Annotated in this window: 9 protein-coding genes, 1 tRNA gene and 1 pseudogene; 8 read left to right on the forward strand and 3 right to left on the reverse strand. The window is 53.0% G+C overall.

The features are described 5' to 3' along the window. The first annotated feature begins 151 nt into the window (after window positions 1–151). The 4 genes from WA237_RS12845 (at window position 152) to WA237_RS12855 (ending at window position 4,678) form a co-directional block, all read left to right on the forward strand. The gene (locus WA237_RS12845) at window positions 152–1,582 is read left to right on the forward strand and encodes a hypothetical protein (protein ID WP_336098072.1); all 1,431 of its coding nucleotides are present in this window, start codon (window positions 152–154) and stop codon (window positions 1,580–1,582) included. Window positions 1,583–1,878: 296 nt separating this feature from the next. Further along, entirely contained in the window at window positions 1,879–2,925 is a 1,047-nt protein-coding gene (gene dcm, locus WA237_RS12850) for a DNA (cytosine-5-)-methyltransferase (RefSeq protein WP_336098073.1), read from the forward strand. Then, the gene (locus WA237_RS18665; RefSeq protein ID WP_442970265.1) at window positions 2,918–3,136 is read left to right on the forward strand and encodes a hypothetical protein; all 219 of its coding nucleotides are present in this window, start codon (window positions 2,918–2,920) and stop codon (window positions 3,134–3,136) included. Before dcm ends, WA237_RS18665 begins: the two co-directional genes overlap by 8 nt. Window positions 3,137–3,361: 225 nt before the next feature. After that, complete coding sequence (locus WA237_RS12855) at window positions 3,362–4,678, forward strand: MvaI/BcnI family restriction endonuclease (protein ID WP_336098074.1); 1,317 nt, start codon at window positions 3,362–3,364, stop codon at window positions 4,676–4,678. Between the two features lie 64 nt (window positions 4,679–4,742). Here the strand turns inward: WA237_RS12855 and drmB are convergent, their stop codons facing one another. Genes drmB through WA237_RS12870 form a run of 3 tightly spaced genes read right to left on the reverse strand, consistent with a single transcriptional unit; the run spans window position 4,743 to window position 13,073 of the window. After that, the gene (drmB, locus tag WA237_RS12860) at window positions 4,743–7,601 is read right to left on the reverse strand and encodes a DrmB family protein (protein ID WP_336098076.1); all 2,859 of its coding nucleotides are present in this window, start codon (window positions 7,599–7,601) and stop codon (window positions 4,743–4,745) included. Between the two features lie 22 nt (window positions 7,602–7,623). Continuing rightward, entirely contained in the window at window positions 7,624–10,740 is a 3,117-nt protein-coding gene (locus WA237_RS12865; protein ID WP_336098078.1) for a helicase-related protein, read from the reverse strand. Further along, entirely contained in the window at window positions 10,737–13,073 is a 2,337-nt protein-coding gene (locus WA237_RS12870; protein WP_336098079.1) for a UvrD-helicase domain-containing protein, read from the reverse strand. The genes WA237_RS12865 and WA237_RS12870 overlap by 4 nt, the downstream gene beginning before the upstream one ends. A gap of 108 nt (window positions 13,074–13,181) precedes the next feature. Between WA237_RS12870 and WA237_RS12875 the strand changes: the two genes are divergently transcribed. The 4 genes and pseudogenes from WA237_RS12875 to WA237_RS18670 all read left to right on the forward strand — a co-directional run. Continuing rightward, on the forward strand, window positions 13,182–16,097 hold the full coding sequence (locus WA237_RS12875; protein WP_336098081.1) for a hypothetical protein: 2,916 nt from the start codon (window positions 13,182–13,184) through the stop codon (window positions 16,095–16,097). 12 nt (window positions 16,098–16,109) lie between these two features. Continuing rightward, window positions 16,110–18,938 carry an SNF2-related protein gene (locus WA237_RS12880; RefSeq protein WP_336098083.1) on the forward strand — a complete coding sequence of 943 codons (2,829 nt, stop codon included), beginning with the start codon at window positions 16,110–16,112 and terminating at the stop codon, window positions 18,936–18,938. 463 nt (window positions 18,939–19,401) lie between these two features. After that, window positions 19,402–19,478, forward strand: a tRNA-Arg gene (locus WA237_RS12885). A 203-nt stretch (window positions 19,479–19,681) separates the two neighbouring features. After that, window positions 19,682–19,789: pseudogene (locus WA237_RS18670) on the forward strand (IS5/IS1182 family transposase); the annotation flags it as partial. Window positions 19,790–19,867: the final 78 nt, after the last annotated feature.

A 19,867-nucleotide genomic window follows, 5' to 3' on the forward strand; every position in this document is an offset into this window, starting at 1 on the left:
CCATTATCAATCCTGATCGTCGATTTTTATTCTTCTCCATGCGCGACCTTGACGACAGATTCAATCGATGGTCTTCGGGCTAGGCTTCATCATAGAAACCTCGCAGAGTTGCCCCTCCCCAAAGCATAAACGAAAATCGAAAGATGAGAACATGGACGTCTTAGAGAAACGGAAAAAAACATTAACAGAAAGATTCACAAACCCCTCTCTTTCATTTCTTCTAATACTGTTCTTGGCCCTAGCCTTTATCGTTACGTCTCTGGCTACAGTCACGCCTTATATTTTGAAATATTATGGCTTCATTGACGTGCCTCCTCCGGCTGAAAATCACTGGGGGAGTCTGGGTGATTGGTATTCAGGGGTTCTGGGAATATCAGTAGGTTTTGCAGGGACGGCCATCGCAATTTGGTTAGCCTACCGAGTGGAGGCACTATCGAGTCATCAGGCGAAATTAGCGCAAATACAAACAGTAATAGACATGGCGAAAGAAGAAGGCTCTATTTCTCGGCGATGTGATTGGGCAAGAATAGCTGGAAATCATATAGATCACCTTTTTTCTACAATTCAACGGCTAATCTCAAATGACCTGGAATATGGACGTGAACAGGATGCGCTGGATAAGGAAGAGCCGAATGAAACATGTGACTGGAGCACGGAACATGGCGATTTGCCAATTTGCCCTATAAGAAAACAGTACATACAGAAAGCCGAGATTGAGTATGAAGAAATATGGCGATCGCTTCGCGGATTGGAGGCGGTGCTATCGGCTGCGGCTATTCAATTCTCACCGGCTGAAATTGCTCGGGCGCTAAATGAGGGCCTAGGGAACTTACCCCATCGCCTGATGCCCCACTTAAAAAAGTTTATCGAATTTCAGAACGCTAAAGATCCTGAAAATATCGATTCGTATCTTAAGCAGTTGGCTAGCATCACTTATGATGCCATTTTGCGATCAACCGTATCGGAGGCGGCACGTCCAGATCTAGAAGTCGAGTCGCACCTATCTTGTATCCGGTTCCTTATTGAAGCGAACCATGCAAGGGGCCATATGAATTCCCTAGAAATCGTCTACCATAGGAACTACCAAGCGGATCGTTCCGCGTCTGTATGGGATACTCTAGCATTGTGGGGTAAAAGCCGCTTAGGTGATATTTTCGATATGGACCCTTATTCGAAATACCTCCCCCGTACTGAGTTTTTTATAGACCACGATGAATCCGTGGTAATATATTTCATCCCAGCATTCGTATCTGCCGTCATGGAGGTGCTTAACCCCGTAAAGATTGCAGACGAGGCTTTGGAGCAAGGAGACATGAAGGTACTCTTGGATTCCGGCGATTTCATTCCAGAGCGACTACAAGATATTGTACGCGCACCCTTAACAAATTTAGCCAAGAGAGATCCGTCGTTTTATCGATGCCTTACACGACTCCGGCCTGCTGCCTATGCGCAAGTTCATATTTGCGTTAAAGATCATACGCCGGATGAGGCGAAATATACTCAGCACCCGAAAGTAAGGCTCCGAGGGGGGCCGCCCGTCAGGCTCGAGACTCGCGGCGTGGGCTCTCCACCAAGGAATTGATCCGGCTCTTATAGTTAGGGAACGGAGTATTTGGTATTTGACCCAGCCCCCTTGAAATCAGGCCAGTAAGAGATCGAAGATGGTGTAGGGCAGAGCAATGCCCTTGTGCCGAACCTGGATGCGTCCATCGGGGAACTCGTAGGTGTCGGCGTATTTGCCAACCAGCCGCTCAACGTGTCGGAGGAGGACCGCACCCTCACGATGAAGCAGCCTGCGCGGTGTGCGAGGCGCAGGTGAAGATAACCTAGACCTGGCGCGAGGAGCGAGATATGGTGAGAACAGAAAGGGACTAACACATGACCCAGGGCTTTACGTTCATTGATTTGTTTGCGGGAATCGGCGGCCTTCGGATCGCGATGGAAAGCATTGGCGGTCATTGCGTCTTTACGTCTGAGTGGGACAAGTTTGCACGGCAGACCTATGAGACAAACTATCGTGACAATCGCCCTATCGCAGGCGACATCCGGGACGTTGATGCAGTTGACATTCCGCCGCATAATTTGCTCGTGGCGGGGTTCCCATGTCAGCCGTTTTCTCTTGCAGGGGTCAGTAAGAAGAACTCGCTGGGGCGGCAGCATGGCTTTGCATGTGAGACACAAGGCACGCTGTTCTTCGATGTGGTCAGAGTGCTGAAATATCACCGTCCGGAAGCGTTTCTCCTTGAAAACGTCAAGAACCTGAAGAGTCACGACAAAGGCAAGACTTTTGAAGTAATCATGGGTGCGCTTAAGGAACTTGGCTATTCTGTCGACACTCGGGTGGTCGATGCGCAGCACTTTGTGCCGCAACACCGCGAGCGCATTGTTATCGTAGGGTTCCGTGAGAAGACTTCCTTCCGATTTGATGACCTGGTTCTACCGGAAAAGGGACGGGTCAGGCTCGGCGATATCTTGCATCCTGAAGACGGCAGCGAGAAGCCGGAAGGGCACTTCACGGAAGGCTCAGAGGCGGCTGTGAACCCTAAGTATATCCTGAGTGACCATCTCTGGGGCTACCTCCAGGCCTACGCAGCAAAACACAAGGCGGCCGGGAACGGATTTGGTTGCTCTGTCGTCGGTCCTAATGATGTGTCGCGAACTCTTTCGGCTCGTTATCATAAGGATGGGTCTGAAATCCTCATTGAGAGGGGGGCAGGCGAGAACCCGAGGAGACTGACACCTCGCGAATGTGCACGCCTCATGGGCTACCCGGACACTTTTAAAATTCCTGTGTCCGATACACAGGCATACCGTCAGTTTGGGAATAGTGTCGCAGTCCCGGTTTTTGAAGCTGTCGCCCAACTTATGGCCCCCCATATCGCTTTCCTTCTCGATACGCCGATGAAAGAGGCCGTTCCTGCCTGACGTTCACGACACGCAGCCTCGAAGACGCAACATGGCGGCGATAAAGGCGAAAAAATCGAAGCCGGAGATAATCGTTCGAAAAGGCCTCCATCACCTCGATTTCAGAAACCTTCTGCACGACCCTGAGTTGCCGAGAATGCCAGATATCGCTCTCAAGCGCTACCGAGCAATCATTGATGTAGAAGTTGCTTTTCCACGAGCACGATTGTAGCCCTTTCAGGCTCCCGGAAACGTGCAGAGAATTCTGGCAGAAGGAGATTTGGGCAAATGTGGATTGGGGCCGGCGCAACCTCAATGAACAGAGGGACTTGGACTCGCGCAGTGCTATCGTCTGGGAATGCGCGCTTAGAGGTACCGGCAGGCTGGATATATCCCATTTATTCGATCAGCTTGAGAAATGGCTGACATCAGATATTGAATTTGGAGAGTTTCGAGGATGGGACATTCATTTGCATCGTTGAAAGAGCTGGTCGACGTGATGCGAGCATACGGGGTGACCCGTTTTTATGCGAAGCGGCTTGCTCCAAATGACAACTCAAAAAATCAAGTTTATCTCGGCGGTGGCTTCGAAGCTCTGAACGTGCTGCCCCATGCTGAGGTCGAAACGGATTTCGAGCAAAGAGCCGGATCAGTCCGCCGACGAGACAAGGCTTCCGTGAAATTTGAATGGCTTCACTCCGAAGGTTCTTCACGGGCTCCCGATGCGCAGTTGATACTCTATCCAAACTATCCCGAAGTCCGGATGTCCGGGTTCCTTCGGGGAGCGGCTCGTGCGCCAAATAATCTCATGACCAGCCGGGATCCCGGAAGGGTTCTGTTTTTCGGCGTTGTCCCATCCGGATTGATACTTGGGTATGTGTCCACAGTGCAAAGCGGCGTTGTCAGGGAACTCGACACAATCGGTGACCTGCCCGAAATTGGCGTTTTCCTGAACCTCACCAAACTCGTCTCTGGATCCGGCAGGAACCCGAAATCTGAGCTGCTGTCTGAACTAAGAAAAATTCATCAGAAGGGGTGGATCGCTGGACAACGCATGCACCCCGATGGTGAAATAAGGTCGTATGCCGCTCCGAATGGCGGCGGTTATACCCTAGAAGCTGAATTGGGCATAATTCCTAATGGAGTGGCCGAGCCGGATTTCCTAGGATGGGAGCTGAAACAATACGCAGTTCGTGATTTTGCTTCGCTCCGGGCGACATCGCCGGTGACCCTAATGACACCAGAGCCGACGGTTGGCCGCTACTCCGACGATTTTCACGGGTTTATGGCTTCCTTCGGCTACGATGATACAAAAGGCCGGCCGAACAGAAAAAATTTTGGGGGCATCTATCGAAACCTTGCGCCTGAAAGTGCCCGAACCGGCGTTAGGATGGTGATTGAGGGTTACGATGCAGCAAGGGGAAAGATCGATGATCTTGGTGGTAAAGTTCTTCTTGTAAACGGAAAAAACGAGGTCGCTGCCGGCTGGGAATTCGCCAATCTTCTGAACCATTGGAAGAGAAAGCACGCCCAGGCTGCATATGTTCCGTCAGAATCAAGCGGCACGCCCAAGAATTACCGATACGCCGATCGAGTGCAATTTGGGACGGGGACTGACTTCTTCATGTTCATGAAGCTTATCCATGAAGGAAAGGTATATCTCGATCCCGCGATTAAAGTTGAGAACGGTAAGATCAAGAAGCGAAACCAGTTTCGGGTCAACCACAGGGATTTGGCGGATCTCTACGTTCGTTTTGAAACGCTGACGCTCTGAAATCGGCCGCAAATGCTTCAAGGCTCCAGCGCTCCCAGTGTGTGGTGGGAGACGCCGTTACAGATTACTGAAAGATCTCTTTGGATGCCGCTGATGCGAAGACATCGGCATCCTTGGATACATAACGTTGAGCAATACTTTCGCCTTTCTGGACGATCGTGCCGACCTCAGTCGCCGCTCTTTGAAGATCCGCCACGGAGAAATTCATGGACACGTAAGTGCCCGACAAGGAGAAATCCCCTTTCTCCGATCTGCGGGACCCGATCCGAAGATACTTCGAGCCAGAGCCGATCACAAAATGGCCATTTCTTCTTGCAAGCTGACTGGTGACATAGAGACCGAACCCAGAGTTCTTCCATGTGTCATCTGCCGTTTCAGAGCCGGCTGTATTTAAACTTTCCTGTAGGTGGACGCCGGAGGTGCTTGGCAGAACTGCGAGGCGAAGGGCCTTCAAGTCGTCTCCAATGTTTGAGAATTTCTCGTTCCGCTGCAAAGACCTCAGGATGCCGATGCCATTGTCAAAAATTGAGAGCTCGACCGTGTCTCTCATGGGCCAATATTGACCGGTAATCCACATCGTGTCTCCGTTACCGTGTTCCAATGCATTTCTGACGATTTCACGAAGGCAATACTTCATAAGGTCGAAAAGGTTGCCCCTCGTGTCACGCGCGATCAGACTGGCCATTCTGCCAACGCGTTGATCAGCCAATCCGCCATAGCTCAAGGAGCTTTTTTCGGCATCATTACGCCATTTGGCCAAGTCAACTGCTTGGAGTGGCAGATAATTCGCTCCGCCAAGTGCCTGACGGCGGGGAACGTCGACACCACATTTCTCGAAGAAACCAACGTTCGCGGCATAACCGTTAGGTTCTGCGCCTTTGTAGCCCGCGACAATCCCTCGATCAACCGCGCTGCGAATGTGTCTGGATAACAAGAGCATTCCGGAAGGCGTCGCAAACCCAATTCCACTGAAGTCCAATTTAATCGGATAATCTGATCGTAACATGTTACCGAATTCAATTATTGCCAGTTCGTCTTGGAAAGCTGGAACTTTCACCACCTTCGCAGCTGCGGTGTGGGTCGCTGGGGCTGGGGCTGAAATTGGTGCAATTGAGTCGTTCGTGGAAAGAGGCAATGTTCCTTTCCGGGGCTTGGCTTCGGATAGCTGTTGGAAAAAGGCAAAGTCGCTCGCACAGAGCAGAGTTCGGTCAAGAAAAGAGTTGAAGCTTTCACAGCTTGTCTCGGGCAAAAAAACGCAGCTGTGACAGGCGGAGTGATTCCCGGACGCTCCATCGCTCGCGAGACCGCCGCTACACAGCGGATCTGCTGAGCAAAGTTCTTGGGAGCTCACGGCCCGCAAGAAACTATGCTCAAATCGCGATGGAGCAGCCTGACGAGATAGCCCACCCATGGTGCCGTCGGCATCGGAGGTGGATGTGTAGATCAGTAGGCCCGCCATGTCCGAGCTGGCGTAAAGCCGTTCGCGGAGTGATGTCGACGAGTATCCGCTTTCCAAAGAAAGTTCAGAAATGAGTGCATGTGCAAGGGTGTGTATCAATATGTAGCGGGCACTTAATTCCTCTGGAAGGCTTACTGGCTTCTCTCCTATCGCAAGCTTCGCTTCCATCCACTGCAATTGAAGGCCTCGGATATGAGTTTCCACCGCCGGAGAAGTTTCCCAAGTTTGCACTGCCGATTGGTCAAGAGCGACGAAGATGCCCTCACCGTTAACTTCTATTCCGGGCAGCCAATCTTTCGGGCTTTTTGAAAGGGGCAAAGGTTCTGGCTCCCCTGCGACTGACGCTTTCAGGCGGGTGAAGCCAGTAAGCGCGCGGACTTCGCGTAGCCGTTCAACACTTGAAATAAAGGACACGAGCCCACGTAGAGTTTCGGGAACTTTCTGAGCCGCATTAAGAAGGTCTTTCTTACCGAACTCTATGCCGCGTGTGTCCTTCGTAAGCATTTGAAATTCAGCCATCTTAAGGTCAGCTGTAGCATCATCTGCGTCTTCGTTCTTAGCTTTGAAATACAAATCACAAATTTCGTCAGCACTTTCGTTGCCATCCCAGCTTGGCAAAACCAAATTCTGAACAATGGCAAGCAGCACATTCCGTTCATGGTGGATGCTTTCCATCGTGCTGAGGTTTGCGCCCAACCGGTCGTAGAAATGAGCTCGCCAATCCGGCAACGTGATCGCGCTCTCGACTACTGGAAAATAGGTGTTGCTCGCGCCTCTTTGTGTAACCCTTGCGGGTGCTCCACACCCGGTCTCGTAGTCACCGAGCCAAGGACGGCCTCCTCGGCATGCGTGTCCAGGTATGCCATTCGGAGAGAAAGCCTCCGCGATTGACCTTGTCTCAGAGCAACCTGTGCATTTGAGCCGCAATCCGTTGATCCCAGCGCCAATGGTAACCAACTTCAGGAGTGGTTGTCTGCAGTCGGGTTTGTGGTTGATCCAATTATCCCACGGAAAATCATTGAGGTGGCCATGCTCGCAAATAGCGACAAAACGCACGGGCACAACCGCGGGTCGGTCCACGCAATGGCCGCAGTGGAGACTATCTCCACCGCGTGACGGAGCCCACATTCCTGATTTCTGTATCACGTGGCAATCTGGGCAGGATTGCCAGTCCGGGAAGCGATGCACCGGAAGGACGCGATCACGCTTTTCGTTCTGGAAGGTGTATTGGCCGATCAATGGGGGGCGAAAACCTTTGATCCCGAGTTTGGCTTCCAGACGCGGTTCCCGGATCAGATTTGGGTCATTCAGCCCTTTGTTGGGACCGCTGTAGCCGTCCCATGCTTCGAGACCCTGCATGACGCCGGAAAGAAGTGCCCCAGATGGAAGTCTGAAATCGACAATTGAACCGGGCCCAAAAGGCCCGATGATCTGACTCCTGCGAACGGTTCCAACCTCTTTCATGCCATGGCCCTCAAGTCTCTCGCTATAAAATCACAAATTTGGTGGATGCTTCCACCGACCGCAGTGTGTTCGGTGTCGCTCTTGCGAGGCCTTTCGAAAAATTCGAGGCTTGGCTTTCTGCCGCTTTTTCAGCGGAAATCAACAGCGCTGCGTCTGACCAGTCGTCCCAATAGCCCTTCAGATTTCCGCGGCGGATCCAGTTTTCGAGGAACTCCATGAGTTCTTTCCTCGTGGCCGCGGCTTCAAGCTCGTCGACTATTGAAACACGCGCACAAATCCTGTCGATCATATCTTCGAGCTGTGCTCGATACTTTTGAGCCTCATTTGGCGAGTATAGCATTTCGGGAACAAGATGTCTGACCATTGCCACGAATGGCGCGTGTAGAGCTTTGTCCCTCGCTCTTGGAGCGAATGGTGTCACGCCGGTGGCTTCGACATCACGATAAAGCGCTCCATGCCACGTTGGAAAGTTCTCGTAGCGGCTTCGGTCTCGCATCTTGTTGGCGTTGTAAAGCGTTACCACTAAACCCGGAACGTTGGAGCGTCCAACGCGGCTCGTTGCCTGGATATATTCAGCAATAGTTTTTGGTTGACCGTTGACGAGCATCAGACCGAGGCGCCTGATGTCCATTCCAACCGAGATCATGTTCGAGGCCAATACAATGTCGGCTGCCGCGCCGCTGCTTCGGTCCAGCTCGAGCTCTTTCAGCTTGTCTTTGATTTCGTCTGATTTTACCCGGCTTGTCAGTTCTGTGGGCGGCTGCAAGTGTCTTTCTGTTTCCGCACGACGCTCTGAAATCAGCTGAATGCTGTGTGTAACATCGTCTTGCATGATGATCGACGCGCTGCCGAGTTCCCGCAGCGAGTTGAAATAGCCCACCAGCGTCCAATACTTGTCCGCGTCTGCCCCGACGAAGCTCGGATCGGAAGCCGCCTGCAAGAGAGAGGCAGAGATTGCCTGATAAATGTAACTGGCCGTCCGCCCGGCCGACGTTATACCCACATAAAGACGGCCCGAGTTGCTCTTTTTGGTAAATGCGAACCCGGAATTCGACTGGTCGATGCCCGGTGGGGGGAATTGAAAAGATTCCCGGCAAAAGAGTGATCGGATCTGATCGTCTGCCCGCCGGATTGTCGCCGTGGAGCCGATGATTTTTGGCCTATGCCCTTTGTGAGAACAAAGCGCGTCGATGGCTGTTTCGAAAAGCCCCGCCATAGTTCCCAATGGCCCAGAGATCAGATGCAGTTCGTCCTGAATGATCAGATCCGGTGGGTTTCGGTGGGCGTCCGCTAGTCCGAAAAGCCTGCCGGTTTCTGGTTTGCTAACAATTTGGACGAACTTGTCTGCCGTGCCAATCAGGAGTGAAGGAAGTTCGCGGTAGACGTCTTCATCAACCGTCCAAAAGGGTAGGTGTCCAGCGTCACCGTTGGCTGAACAGGTCAGATCCGTGCAAGTTGCGAGAACTCTTTCGCCGTTATCGTCCACAGACCAATCGAGCTCCACGCCGCAGATGGGACAATCCGCTACCTGCGCAGCTGAACCATCTTCGCCGACCCTTTCCACTTTATTCGGGCTGGTGTCCTTTCCAACCCAAAGACCGATTGAGATAGTAGCATCCGATTGGAAATGATCAGGAAGTTCAATGCCCGGACATTTTTCATCCCCGCGGCGCAGGATGTCGCATGCGAGGATCATGGACGCCGCGCGTTGAAATTGCTGAGCGGTCAGCAGCCTGAGCGTATAACGCATAAAAGCCGTTACGCCGGCGCCCTCTGCGGCGCCGCGGGCTTTCAGCCTACGTAAGAAAACAGTGTATGCAGCGAGGAGAAGGTATGCTTCCGTCTTGCCGCCGCCGGTGGGGAACCAAAGCAAGTCCATAACCGCGCGGTCTGTGACCGTTGGGTCGCTGGTAGATTTCAGACACAGAAGGCTAAACGCCAATTGAAATGGTCGCCAGGCAAGAGGCCGGATTTCTGGGTCGCCTCGACGTTTCCATTCGTTCTGGAGCCAGAGAGCTCGGTTGGCGAGCCTGAAGGCCAGCAGGGCTTCGGGATCGTTGACCAGTAGCTCTGCACCTTCCAACATTCGATTCAATGCTTGCCGGCAGGTATCTAAGTGCCTTCGGGCGGTTTCATGGTGTTCAGAAGGTAGGGAGGTGATCCTTAGTTCATGTGAAGCGATCCAATCAGAGTAGCATTGGCAAAATTCAGAGAGACCGTCCGAGATTTCAGAGCCGCCAGCTTCGGACAGCCATTGCGATCCAAGAACCGAATTTTCTCCTCGGTCGACGAGATTGCCGAAAAACTCCTCATCGCCACTTGCGCTCGCGATTGGAACTTCCACCGTTGGCAACCATTCCGAAGACAGCGTAACCGCGCTCTCCTTATCCTGCCTCCAACTCACGGAACAGGTGTGGCCGACCGCATATTCCGGGGCGCCTATATAGAGCATGGAATTCGACTGTATTTCCGGGTCAGCGCTTTTGGGAAACACGGACGGTTTGGGCACAATGAGACCAAAATCAGGATCCGCCGTTATCTCAAAACCAACCTGATAAAAGTTTGCCGTATCACGCGCAACTGTGTCTGCCGACTTAGAATTCGTCTGCTGGTTAACCAGCATGACCGTTACGAGGAAGAGGTTCTGATGCCTTTTGCACCGCAACCAATACCCCAACCCGGGTATCTGCGATATTGGTTTGATTTCACTTGGAGTGTGATCGTTCACTTCTACTGAGAAGGTTTCACGCTTTTGGTGCCGATGCCAATCAAAGCGGTTTCCTTTGCTCGAGGGTTCCGTCGCGTGCGCTTGGTAGGTGCCAACCGAGACCGAAATCTTTATCAGTGTTTCGTCGCCGTGCTTTGGCGCAACCGCAAACGAAACTCCCATGGAACTTGGTCGAAACGTATTTGGTGGAGTCTTGTTTGATGTTTCGTCATCGTCATCGTTGACTATCGTGTCATCGTCAGGCTCGATGCTCGAAACGGGGGTCTTTTGAGCATAGAGTATTCCGGAAAAATATACCTCGGCTGGGCTGTCGCGAAGAATTTCATCTTCGCCATATGGGCCCACCAAGTCTTCATTCAGACGGTCCACAACACGCTGGCGTGCATCCAAATGCTTTTCACAAATGGTCATGCATTCCCCTTTTCACTGAATTGGGAGCCGCTTCTAGCGGTGCCCTGTAGAATCGGCAGGAGCGAAACTCCCATTGGTTTTCCATCTCGCCGCGTTGCTACTACGGTGGTCGATCCCGCAATCCTCAAGGAACCAAGGGGAAGACTGAGGGCTCCATCTGCCAGATAGTTGAGGTTCCCCGCGAGAGGGTCTTTTACTATCGCGACAGCTTTTCCGTTCTGGAGGATTAAATGCCACTCAGAATCGACACTCTCTCTTCTAAAAGTGCAGCGGGGCTGATCAAAAGTTGCTTCCCAGATAGCGTCGACCACGTCCCGGCCGGGCAGAGGCGATAGGCCATCATTCCCCGAAAGCGCCAGTCCGCCGTCTCGCCCGGAAATCCACCTACTTCCGTCTGGCCGCGTGCTTCCGAAGACCGGACGCGTTCTTCCGAGATGAAGTCGTCTGGATGCTCGACTGCCGGCGACGAACAGGACACGCGCTTCTTCGTCCCAGTCTACGTCTTCATGATCCGGGATGGGCGGCATCAGAAAGAACACGTCTTCCGCTTCTTTGCCTTTCGCGCCATGGACTGAGCCGATCAAAGGGCCTGACTGTCCGATGTAGTCATGAGCGATGAGTATATTACTTTGTTCGATCTTAACGATTAGGTCACTCAGTCTTGGGACAGCTCTGCCCGTCCCAGCCACGCTCTTCAGAAGATCATAGGCTTCATCTGACGTCCATCCAAAGGGTGCTGGAGAAAGCGCATCCATTCGCTGCTTGACATCGATTTGTGTCAGCGGTTCGCCGACTGTCTTTCCAGCACAAATAGCACCAACTAGTGGCTCGATTACTTGAGTGTAACCAGACAACTTCAGCCGGTGTGGTCGGCCGCGCAGCGACAAACGTGCCGAAGCCCTTTCTGCCGCCATGCGACTTCGGGTCAGTATCAGATTGTCAAAGCTCCACGGAATGCGCTGATCCAACAAACTTGCGCCTTGCGTCGACGCCGCGTTTTTAAGCATCTCGCGCACTAAAAGGTAACGTTCTTTGGCAGGCAATCCCGTGTTGCCTAGGGTTTCTCGCGCGTTGCGGGCAAATGTCCTTAGTTTGGACGACCCTGCGCGGTGATTGAAGTTGAGCTCAAGCTTCTGCCAGTTTTCAGAAGCTGAAAAATGCGAGTGCAGATTGCTGGCGGATGGCGAGGTCTTCTTGCTTTGATCAGACCATGCTCCATAGATGGCCTGTGCCCAATCTCCGAAAACTGTGACGCCTACTGATGCAGGTAACGCTGCAACAAGCTGAATGCAGAGTTCCAGCCGGATGCCGACAACGTCTTGAGCTTCGTCGATGATCAGATGCCCAATCCGTCCGATCCAATCGACCAATCGCTGTTCTCGGGCAGAAAGCAGACCTGATGCTCGGAGTATAGAATGGTCAAAACCACCTGACGTGGCCTGATCTTCGATAGAACCGATCAGATGCCATGCAAAAGCATCAAGAGTGAAAGATTGTATTCCTGCGCCATACACCTGATCGGCAAGAGCAGATGTGACCCTTTCAGAGATTTCTTGTGCGGCGACCCGAGTAAACGTAATCAGGTGGATACTCGCAGGGCTTACACCGGATTTCACCAACTCGATAACACGCGCACTCGCCGTGTGTGTCTTGCCGCACCCGGGGCCAGCAGTAACGACCAGTCGGGCGTTTTGACCTTGAGAAACAACAAGCTGCTGGCTGACATCCAAGCCGCCCTTTTGAGAGGCAGGAGTGAACGTTTTTGACAAATCCCTGAGGATTTCGTCCGCAATGTTTGAGAGCTTCGCGTCCGGCTCACAGCCCAAGTGCAGCAGAGCCTTTTTCAAGACTGGTGAAGGAGATACTGAAGGCGACCATATGCCATCATCGACCAGCGCCGCGATTGACTGTATTTCCGCTTCCGAAATATTGGGTCCAAAAACGGTCGATTCCTGCTCGAGAGTAGTATCGGTTGCAATTCGGCGAAGAAGCCCAAATGGCTCTCCATCCTCCGGAGTTCCCCCAAGAATTACCATGTTTTTTTCATCAAGCGCTATGGCCCGGCGTTCAAGCTGGAGGAGCATCGGCTCTCCAAAGGAGGTCCATGCACCAATGTCTCCGGCAAGAACTAGGTCATCAAGAACTTCGATTGCCAAGGTGTGGGCAAACTCTCTCTCGATGCCAAGTGTCTGCGCTTTGACCGCAAGCACCGTGGTGGACTTTGATCGTGATAGTGATCCAAGTGAAAATAACTCGTGCCGCAGAAAATCAGCGAGAATCTGTTTTGGTGTCATTTGATTTTCAAATATTTCCTGCTCCAATTCTAAGGTCACAGTTTCAACAAATCAGTTGCCCTTCAAGGATTTTTTGATTGAATTTCATGTGGTGCTTATAAGACAGTGTTCCTCGGAGAGACCAGCTTATGCCCGAATTGGCAGTACATGGAACAACTTAATTTATTTGAAGAACGGTTAAGCGAGCATTTTAAGGCCCTTTCAAGAGATCGGGGCGAAGAGCCGATTTTCCTGATTGAGCATGGGCTTTTGCCGGCAGAGATTGCCGAGCTCATTCGTGCGGTAGGAGCACGTGGAAGTGCAGAGGGTTTCAGGTCAGAAGCCTGGCGGCCATACCGACTTTCACTCGGGGTGGCACTCACCGAATTCGGCTATCAGTATCGAGGCGCAGGGACGGAATTCTGGGGGTTTGCTGAGCGCGGACTGGGGGCGGAAATTGGTCTCGGCGAGCGGCCAGAAATAACGGCGACCTTCACGTTGCTGAGCAGGGATTATAATATCGCTAGTCCGCTCAATGATCGTTGGTCCGAAGCCTTTGGCCACATTGCGTGGCCTATCAGGAATGCGTTGGTCTCGCGCGAGATCCATAGCCCGCTTGCGCGCCTCGTAACGGGCACTCTTCGGGCTTGCGGCTCAGTTGTGTTCAATGCTGGATTTGTGTCCAATCTGCGAGAAGTCGCTGCCGGACTGACTTCAAAACGATTGGAAGCATGGCTCTCAGACGAAGGCCTCGCTCTTTCCGTTGTCAGAGCGCTCGCTGATGGGTCTGTCAAAGGCCTTCAGGTTGAACAGACTTTCCTAGAGCGGCTTGAGCGAGATCTCCGCGGAAACCGGGAGGTCCGGCGGCTGACACTGGCGGCTCGTGCTGCAAGACAAGCCCATGATCACGGACCACGTAAGCTTCCGAAGCCACTCTACCAATTGCTGATGCTTGAGGATGAGCCTGTGGGACTCGCAGTTCGTGGGCCTTCTCTTGATGCGGTGCAGCTGGCGTACGTCGACACACTTACCGGAGGCGAGGCGAGGGACGCAATCCTGAGCGTTGCCGGACGATCTGTCCCATTTCGAGAGTTTCTCTCCGGAGGATTGATATTCCTTGGCCGCCCGCGAGAATTGCCGTCTCCGGACCTCAACGGAATAACCGATATCAGCGAGATTATAGAGCGCCTTGTTCTGCCGTCAGAAAAACTCCTTTTCGTCGATGTGAAAAGCGATGGCTATCAACCTCAGCTCCTATCAGGCTCGCGGCTCTCAGACGATGCCGCGTTTTTCGAATTGCGCTTAGCCGACGCAGACCCGGAGGACTGGGGCGCCGCGCTCTTTGGGATGAGTGCAAATTCATCGGAGGGTGCCTCGAAGCTATCGGCACATGGGATACTAATTGCGCAGAAAGAACTCGTCGAATTTTTCGGTGGAACAACGCTTGTTCAATCAGGTGAGGAAATGTCCCAGATTGAGGGACATGACCTTTGGGTAAAGGCGCAGCTCGGATCTGTGGATTTGGAGGTCCGATCTACCACCGATGAAGTCTTGTCCGCGCGTGCTCTTCCTTTTGGTGATTGGGTTCGCGTAGAAGCAGCAGACGAACCGTGTAGCCTTCATTTTTCGGACGGCCGTATCAAGCAAGTCGCGAAGCTTGCGTTCAGGCCTGCCAATAGCGTCGAGCCGCTTCGGATAGATGTTTCGCCCGAACAGCTTACATTGAATGACGTTGGAGCTGGGCTGGGCTCACTCGAGGTAAGGGCGCCTTCAAAACTGGATGGAGCGACCGTTCATGTGACGCTGATAGATGTCCATGGGAACCACATCAACAGCGAAGTTTACGTTGAAACTCTCCCAGCAGTTGTCGGCTTCTCGCTCGATTCAATGAGCCAGATCCGAGAGGCCGCTCGAAGATGGAGCTTTTCCGGAAAAATGGTGACGATCGAGGCCAAGGTCAACGACCTCGTATCAACCTCTCGCTTGCTACGGTCCCGAAGTCTCGACTGGGACTTCGATAAAAGCCAGAGAACATGGACATCTGACGACGGCCGAAGCGTCCCAAGCATTACCTTTGATGCCAGCGGCAACCCGGTTTCACCCATTCCAAAAGGTGAGAGATACGATTTGTCGGCGGAACTTTTGTTACCAGACGTTGAAGGTGACCAACGACTGACTTTGGGGCGGTTCTTTGTCAACTCTGAGCATATAGGTCTGACCGCCCTCGGAGCTGCATGCTCGCTTCGCATCCGAAAGAACAGAAACTCTGTAGATGAGGCCGACGGCTTGATCGCAGCCTCGGAAGCGCTTGTCGCTTGGCAGTCCGCGAATGCCACAAGTTTGGTAGCTGATGGCATTCGGCGTCGGGTCTGTGCATCCGTAGAAGCTGGAATTATAGAAGCAGTTTGCGGTCAAGACTGGCTTGCGGCCGAAAGAAAGTTGGATTTGTCAAGTTCAGGTTTTCATGGAAGTCTGGTTCGCCTCGCAATGGAGCGAAAGCTTGCTGCCGGAAACGACAATTTCGATGAGCTATCTGAAGAGCAGTTGAGAATGCTTTCGAGGCTTCTCCTGATTGAGTTCAGAAAAGTTCTCCCATCGGTGTCGGTGCTTGTCATCCCGGATGGAGAGGAGTGGCCGGCATTGGATGATGCCGTCAACGAAGCTTGGACAAATCTCGCGTCTCAATTGAAAAAAGCCAACGGCACATCTGTTGACGGTGACTGCATCGTTTTGGACGGCCAGTGGCAAAGGGCGGTAAAGGATGCACGGGAAGCCGACCTTATGCGCCCACTCGCTCGCAAGATCCTACCTGTGACCCGGTCAATAGGCCTACTTCAGTTACCGTATTTGGACCTCGGCTTTGACGACCTTATTTCGGAATTGAATAGCCGCCACATTGACGTGCAGCGGACCGGTCGTCACATTCCGCCCGAAGCCTTGCGATCGCTCTTGTCGCTTTTTCTTCGACCTCCTCAGACCGTTGAGAACCCCGACTGGCGGAACCTATTGGCGCGTTTCGCTTCTGACCGTTTTACAGCTCGGGCTGTGCGATACGCCGCGCTACGATATCGCGCAGTTCATTGAGGGCGCTGAGAGATGGATGATTATACAGATTTTCTCGTAAGCGCATTGGCGCTCCGACGGGTTCGGGATGCTGCGTCCTGGGAAAGACTGGGAGCGCTGGGTGTTGCCGCCGACCCCTATGAGCACCAGATTCAGAATGTCCTGACAATCCTTGATGCCCCGGACATCAGGCACTTGATCGCGGATGAGGTTGGGTTGGGGAAAACTGTTCAGGCGCTCATGGTACTGAACGTACTTAAACGTGAGGATCCTTCATTACGGGTTGCCATAGTTGCGCCTCGAAGGATCAGCTATCAGTGGCAGGTCGAACTCTCGGCTCGCGGGCATATTTCCGCAGAAATGTGGACTGAAGACACAGCATTCGAAACCATTGGCGGCGGCGGATACTTCCACATAATCAAGAGTGACCTAGTCAGGCCGACACCGATAGTGCCAGACCCTGCCCACTATGATATGTTGATAGTTGATGAACCGCACATTTTGAGCCTCGAACAAGCGAGGTTTCTCTCTGGCCTCTGCCGTTCCGGGCGAAATGGCAGCAAGTTCCGACATGTCCTTCTACTGACAGCGACTCCACGACTGGGTAGCCCCGACTGGGCGCGAGCGGTATTTGGGATGATTGAAACGGATCGCGCGAACCTTGCAAATCAATCCGGACAGGAGATGGACGACGTCCTGAAAGAGCTCGGTCGCGACTGCTACGAGATGGTCTCCAGCAACAGAATCTCTGCTGAAGCCGCAATGTGGGCGGTAACCAAGAATCGTCGCATCTTGCGCCAGACCCGGGCCGCATGGCCGAATACCGCTCCCAAGCGCAGGATCAAGACCATACTTTCCAAGCCAAACGACGCTGAAATGGCGCGCGTCGATTTGGCAAACAAGCGCCTCGCTCAAGAAAATCTGTCTCGCAATCTTCAAGTTGAAGGCGCCCCTTTGCATCCAGCAAGACAGCTTTTCTGGGCAAGGGAAACCATGCTTCGTGCTCTCAGACACGACACGTTTTCTGCCCTCCAAGAAGAAACCCGTAATTGTGTCGACGCTTCGTTAGTCGACCATGGAGACACTCTCTTCGAGGACCTTTGCGATTTGCTGCTCAATATCTGGGAGAGGGATGCAGAACGGCGCGTTATCATTGTTGCCGGGGACACACCGACCGTAGACAGTCTGAAGACGAGGCTGTCCCGAATGTTCCCTGAACTTGAAGAAGATGATCTGATCGCGACGATGCGAGGTGGCCAGAAGACGAGCATGGTGGACGTCGTTGGCGCGGTTCACAGCGGCGCAAGGCTTCTTGTTCTTGAGGAGGTGGTCGAAGCGGGGCTAAACTTGCACCATTTCGCTGACGAGCTGATTTTCTACAACCTGCCTTGGAGCATTGCGAGGGTCGACCAACTCATTGGTCGATTGGATCGATTGCGTCTAGGCGGGTTCAAAAGGGCTATGGACGGGAAATCTGTGGGAGAAATCACGATCTGGCGAATGGTGCTAGAGCAATCACCGGATCATCGAGTTTTGAGGACCATGGATCGGCTCGGCGTTTTTGATGCTCCATTGCCCTATTTGGAGGATGAGACAATCTCGCGTCTTGAAAACGCCATAGCACGAGCGGCAAGTGGTTTCTCGGAAAACAACGAAAACGAACTGTCGCTACTAGGGGAACTGAGCTCCGGGGTGGAGCAATCAAAGCAGCTGCTGTCAATGGAAGCGCTCCCTCAAGTGGCCCCCAAGGAATTGCTGAAATTCGTACTGATTGGAGAACGGGATGCCGTCGAAGTCCTGAATATTTTGTCAAACGCCGGTGCGTTTCGCGCTCCCCCTTTGTCAAGCGCCGACATGGAAAAGGTCCGCTTGCTCAAATACCCACCATTCGTCACGGAGTTTCCATTGGTCTTGGGCGACATGGATGAAAGAAACGGGGAAATTTTACGAACTACACGCTCGCGTCTCAATGACCCCAAAAAGGACGTAATGCTGAAAGGAGACCAGGTCGGACGAAGAGCACGTTTCTTTTCCACGGGGGATGCTCTGCATGATGATCTGATAGGCCAACTGTGTTCCAAAGCTGAAGCTCGGACTGCTTCTCCGCCGCAACATCCGATTGGTATTCAACTGCCAAATGGAGCACTCCTCAACGCTTATGTAGGCAGCACAGTAGCAATTTCGGTAGCAGTATTCCTCCCGGGATCAGACTTGCTTACCCCGCGCCTTAATGAGCTGGAAGATGACCTATGGGAGCATGGTCGTGTCGACGGCTTAAGACGCATAGATGAATGGCTGCTCGCCGGTCTTGAAGCTGATCGCCGATGGCTGCGGCTTCGTTTCGACGCATCTCTCTATCTCGAGGCTACGGTGATCCAAGATGGCGGAGAAATCAGCGATCTGGATTGCGGTAGTCTGAAAGAGCTGCTCGCCGGCCAAGGCACCCCCAGAGCAGGTGCCAAATCTCCGCGCTTGCCAAAATGCGAACAAGCCACCGAGGTATTTTCGAGTCATTTCAGAAAGTTCCAGCAGTCAGAAAAGGGTAGGCTCGTAGAGAAAAGGGTAAAAGTGATCAAAGATTTTCAGGCCCGGTCAGCAGTCTTGGCAGCTGACACAGAGGTCTTTGTCAAAGGTAGTGTTCTAACGGCAGAGCGCCTTGCTCAGCAAAAAAACGCGACCCAAAACTCCGATTTACAGCAGATGCTTGCCGGACAGATCGCAGCAGAGAAGCGGCGAGTTGAAGCGCGAAGGCAGGCGGCCGACTTGCGTACCAAGCTATTGTCTCAAGATGTTGCAAAGATGTATGGCCATGGCGCTCCGATCGTCGCTCGCAGCTTGATTAGGCTCTTCGCGGCCGATTGATTAGTAAGTCCAAGAGTGTTCGGGGAAGAAAAGGACGGCTCGAGCATGTGCAAAATTGGCTCTGTCTCAGCTTTGATGCGACTTCGGCGGTCCTCCTTATCAGGACGCTTTAAAAACCCGGGCTCTGAGCAGATTGATGTTCGCCCACATACATCTGGTGCCCGAGGGTCTTGAAGCGGTTGATCTGTCCCACGGTCTGCCCGTTCGGCCATGGTTCCCGAAGGGCAGCGGCGTCCGCAGCTTGATCTCGCCGAGGTCCGCAGACGAAAGCGCCGAGCAAGCTCTCCTCCGCCTCATCCAACCATGTTTTTAACGCGTCTTCACGAGCATTGCGCACCATATCCGTGATACCAGTCCGTCAGCCGACCGGCTGTGGCAACGGCTGGCAATGCGGCCTCGATCCTTGCGACTGAAAGGTGCTTTCCACTGAAATTTTGATCTGCTACATAAGCGGCGTGGATACGGCCCCGTAGCTCAACTGGATAGAGCAGCTGACTTCTAATCAGCAGGTTGAGGATTCGAGTTCTTCCGGGGTCGCCACACCCCTACCTTTGCTTCATCGATTGTGCAGTCAGATTTTCGTCTATCTCGGGTGGTTGTAGCCGCCCGAAGCCCGAGCTACTCCCCATCGGCCGGACAGGATCTGGAGTAAATGAAGTTATTCCGTGCGCCTTACAATGGGTTCTGTTGCACAAAGCGCCTGAGGAGATTCATCTGTGAATCCACCGTGGCAGCTGGACCACATGACCAGACCGATAGCCCCGGCTTACAAGACCCGGAACTGGCCGAGCTACAATAAGGCGCTCAAGCGTCGAAGCTCGCTGATGATTTGGTCGATCCCGCAATCAATTGTGTGAACAGGCGTGCAAAATTGACCCCGTAGCGGGGTGATCGGCGTCCAAAAATGACCCCCTTACACTGATGTGGAT

It is taken from the genome of Roseovarius sp. CH_XMU1461 (genome assembly GCF_037027165.1).
In the GTDB taxonomy this organism is placed as follows: Bacteria; Pseudomonadota; Alphaproteobacteria; order Rhodobacterales; family Rhodobacteraceae; genus Roseovarius; species Roseovarius nubinhibens.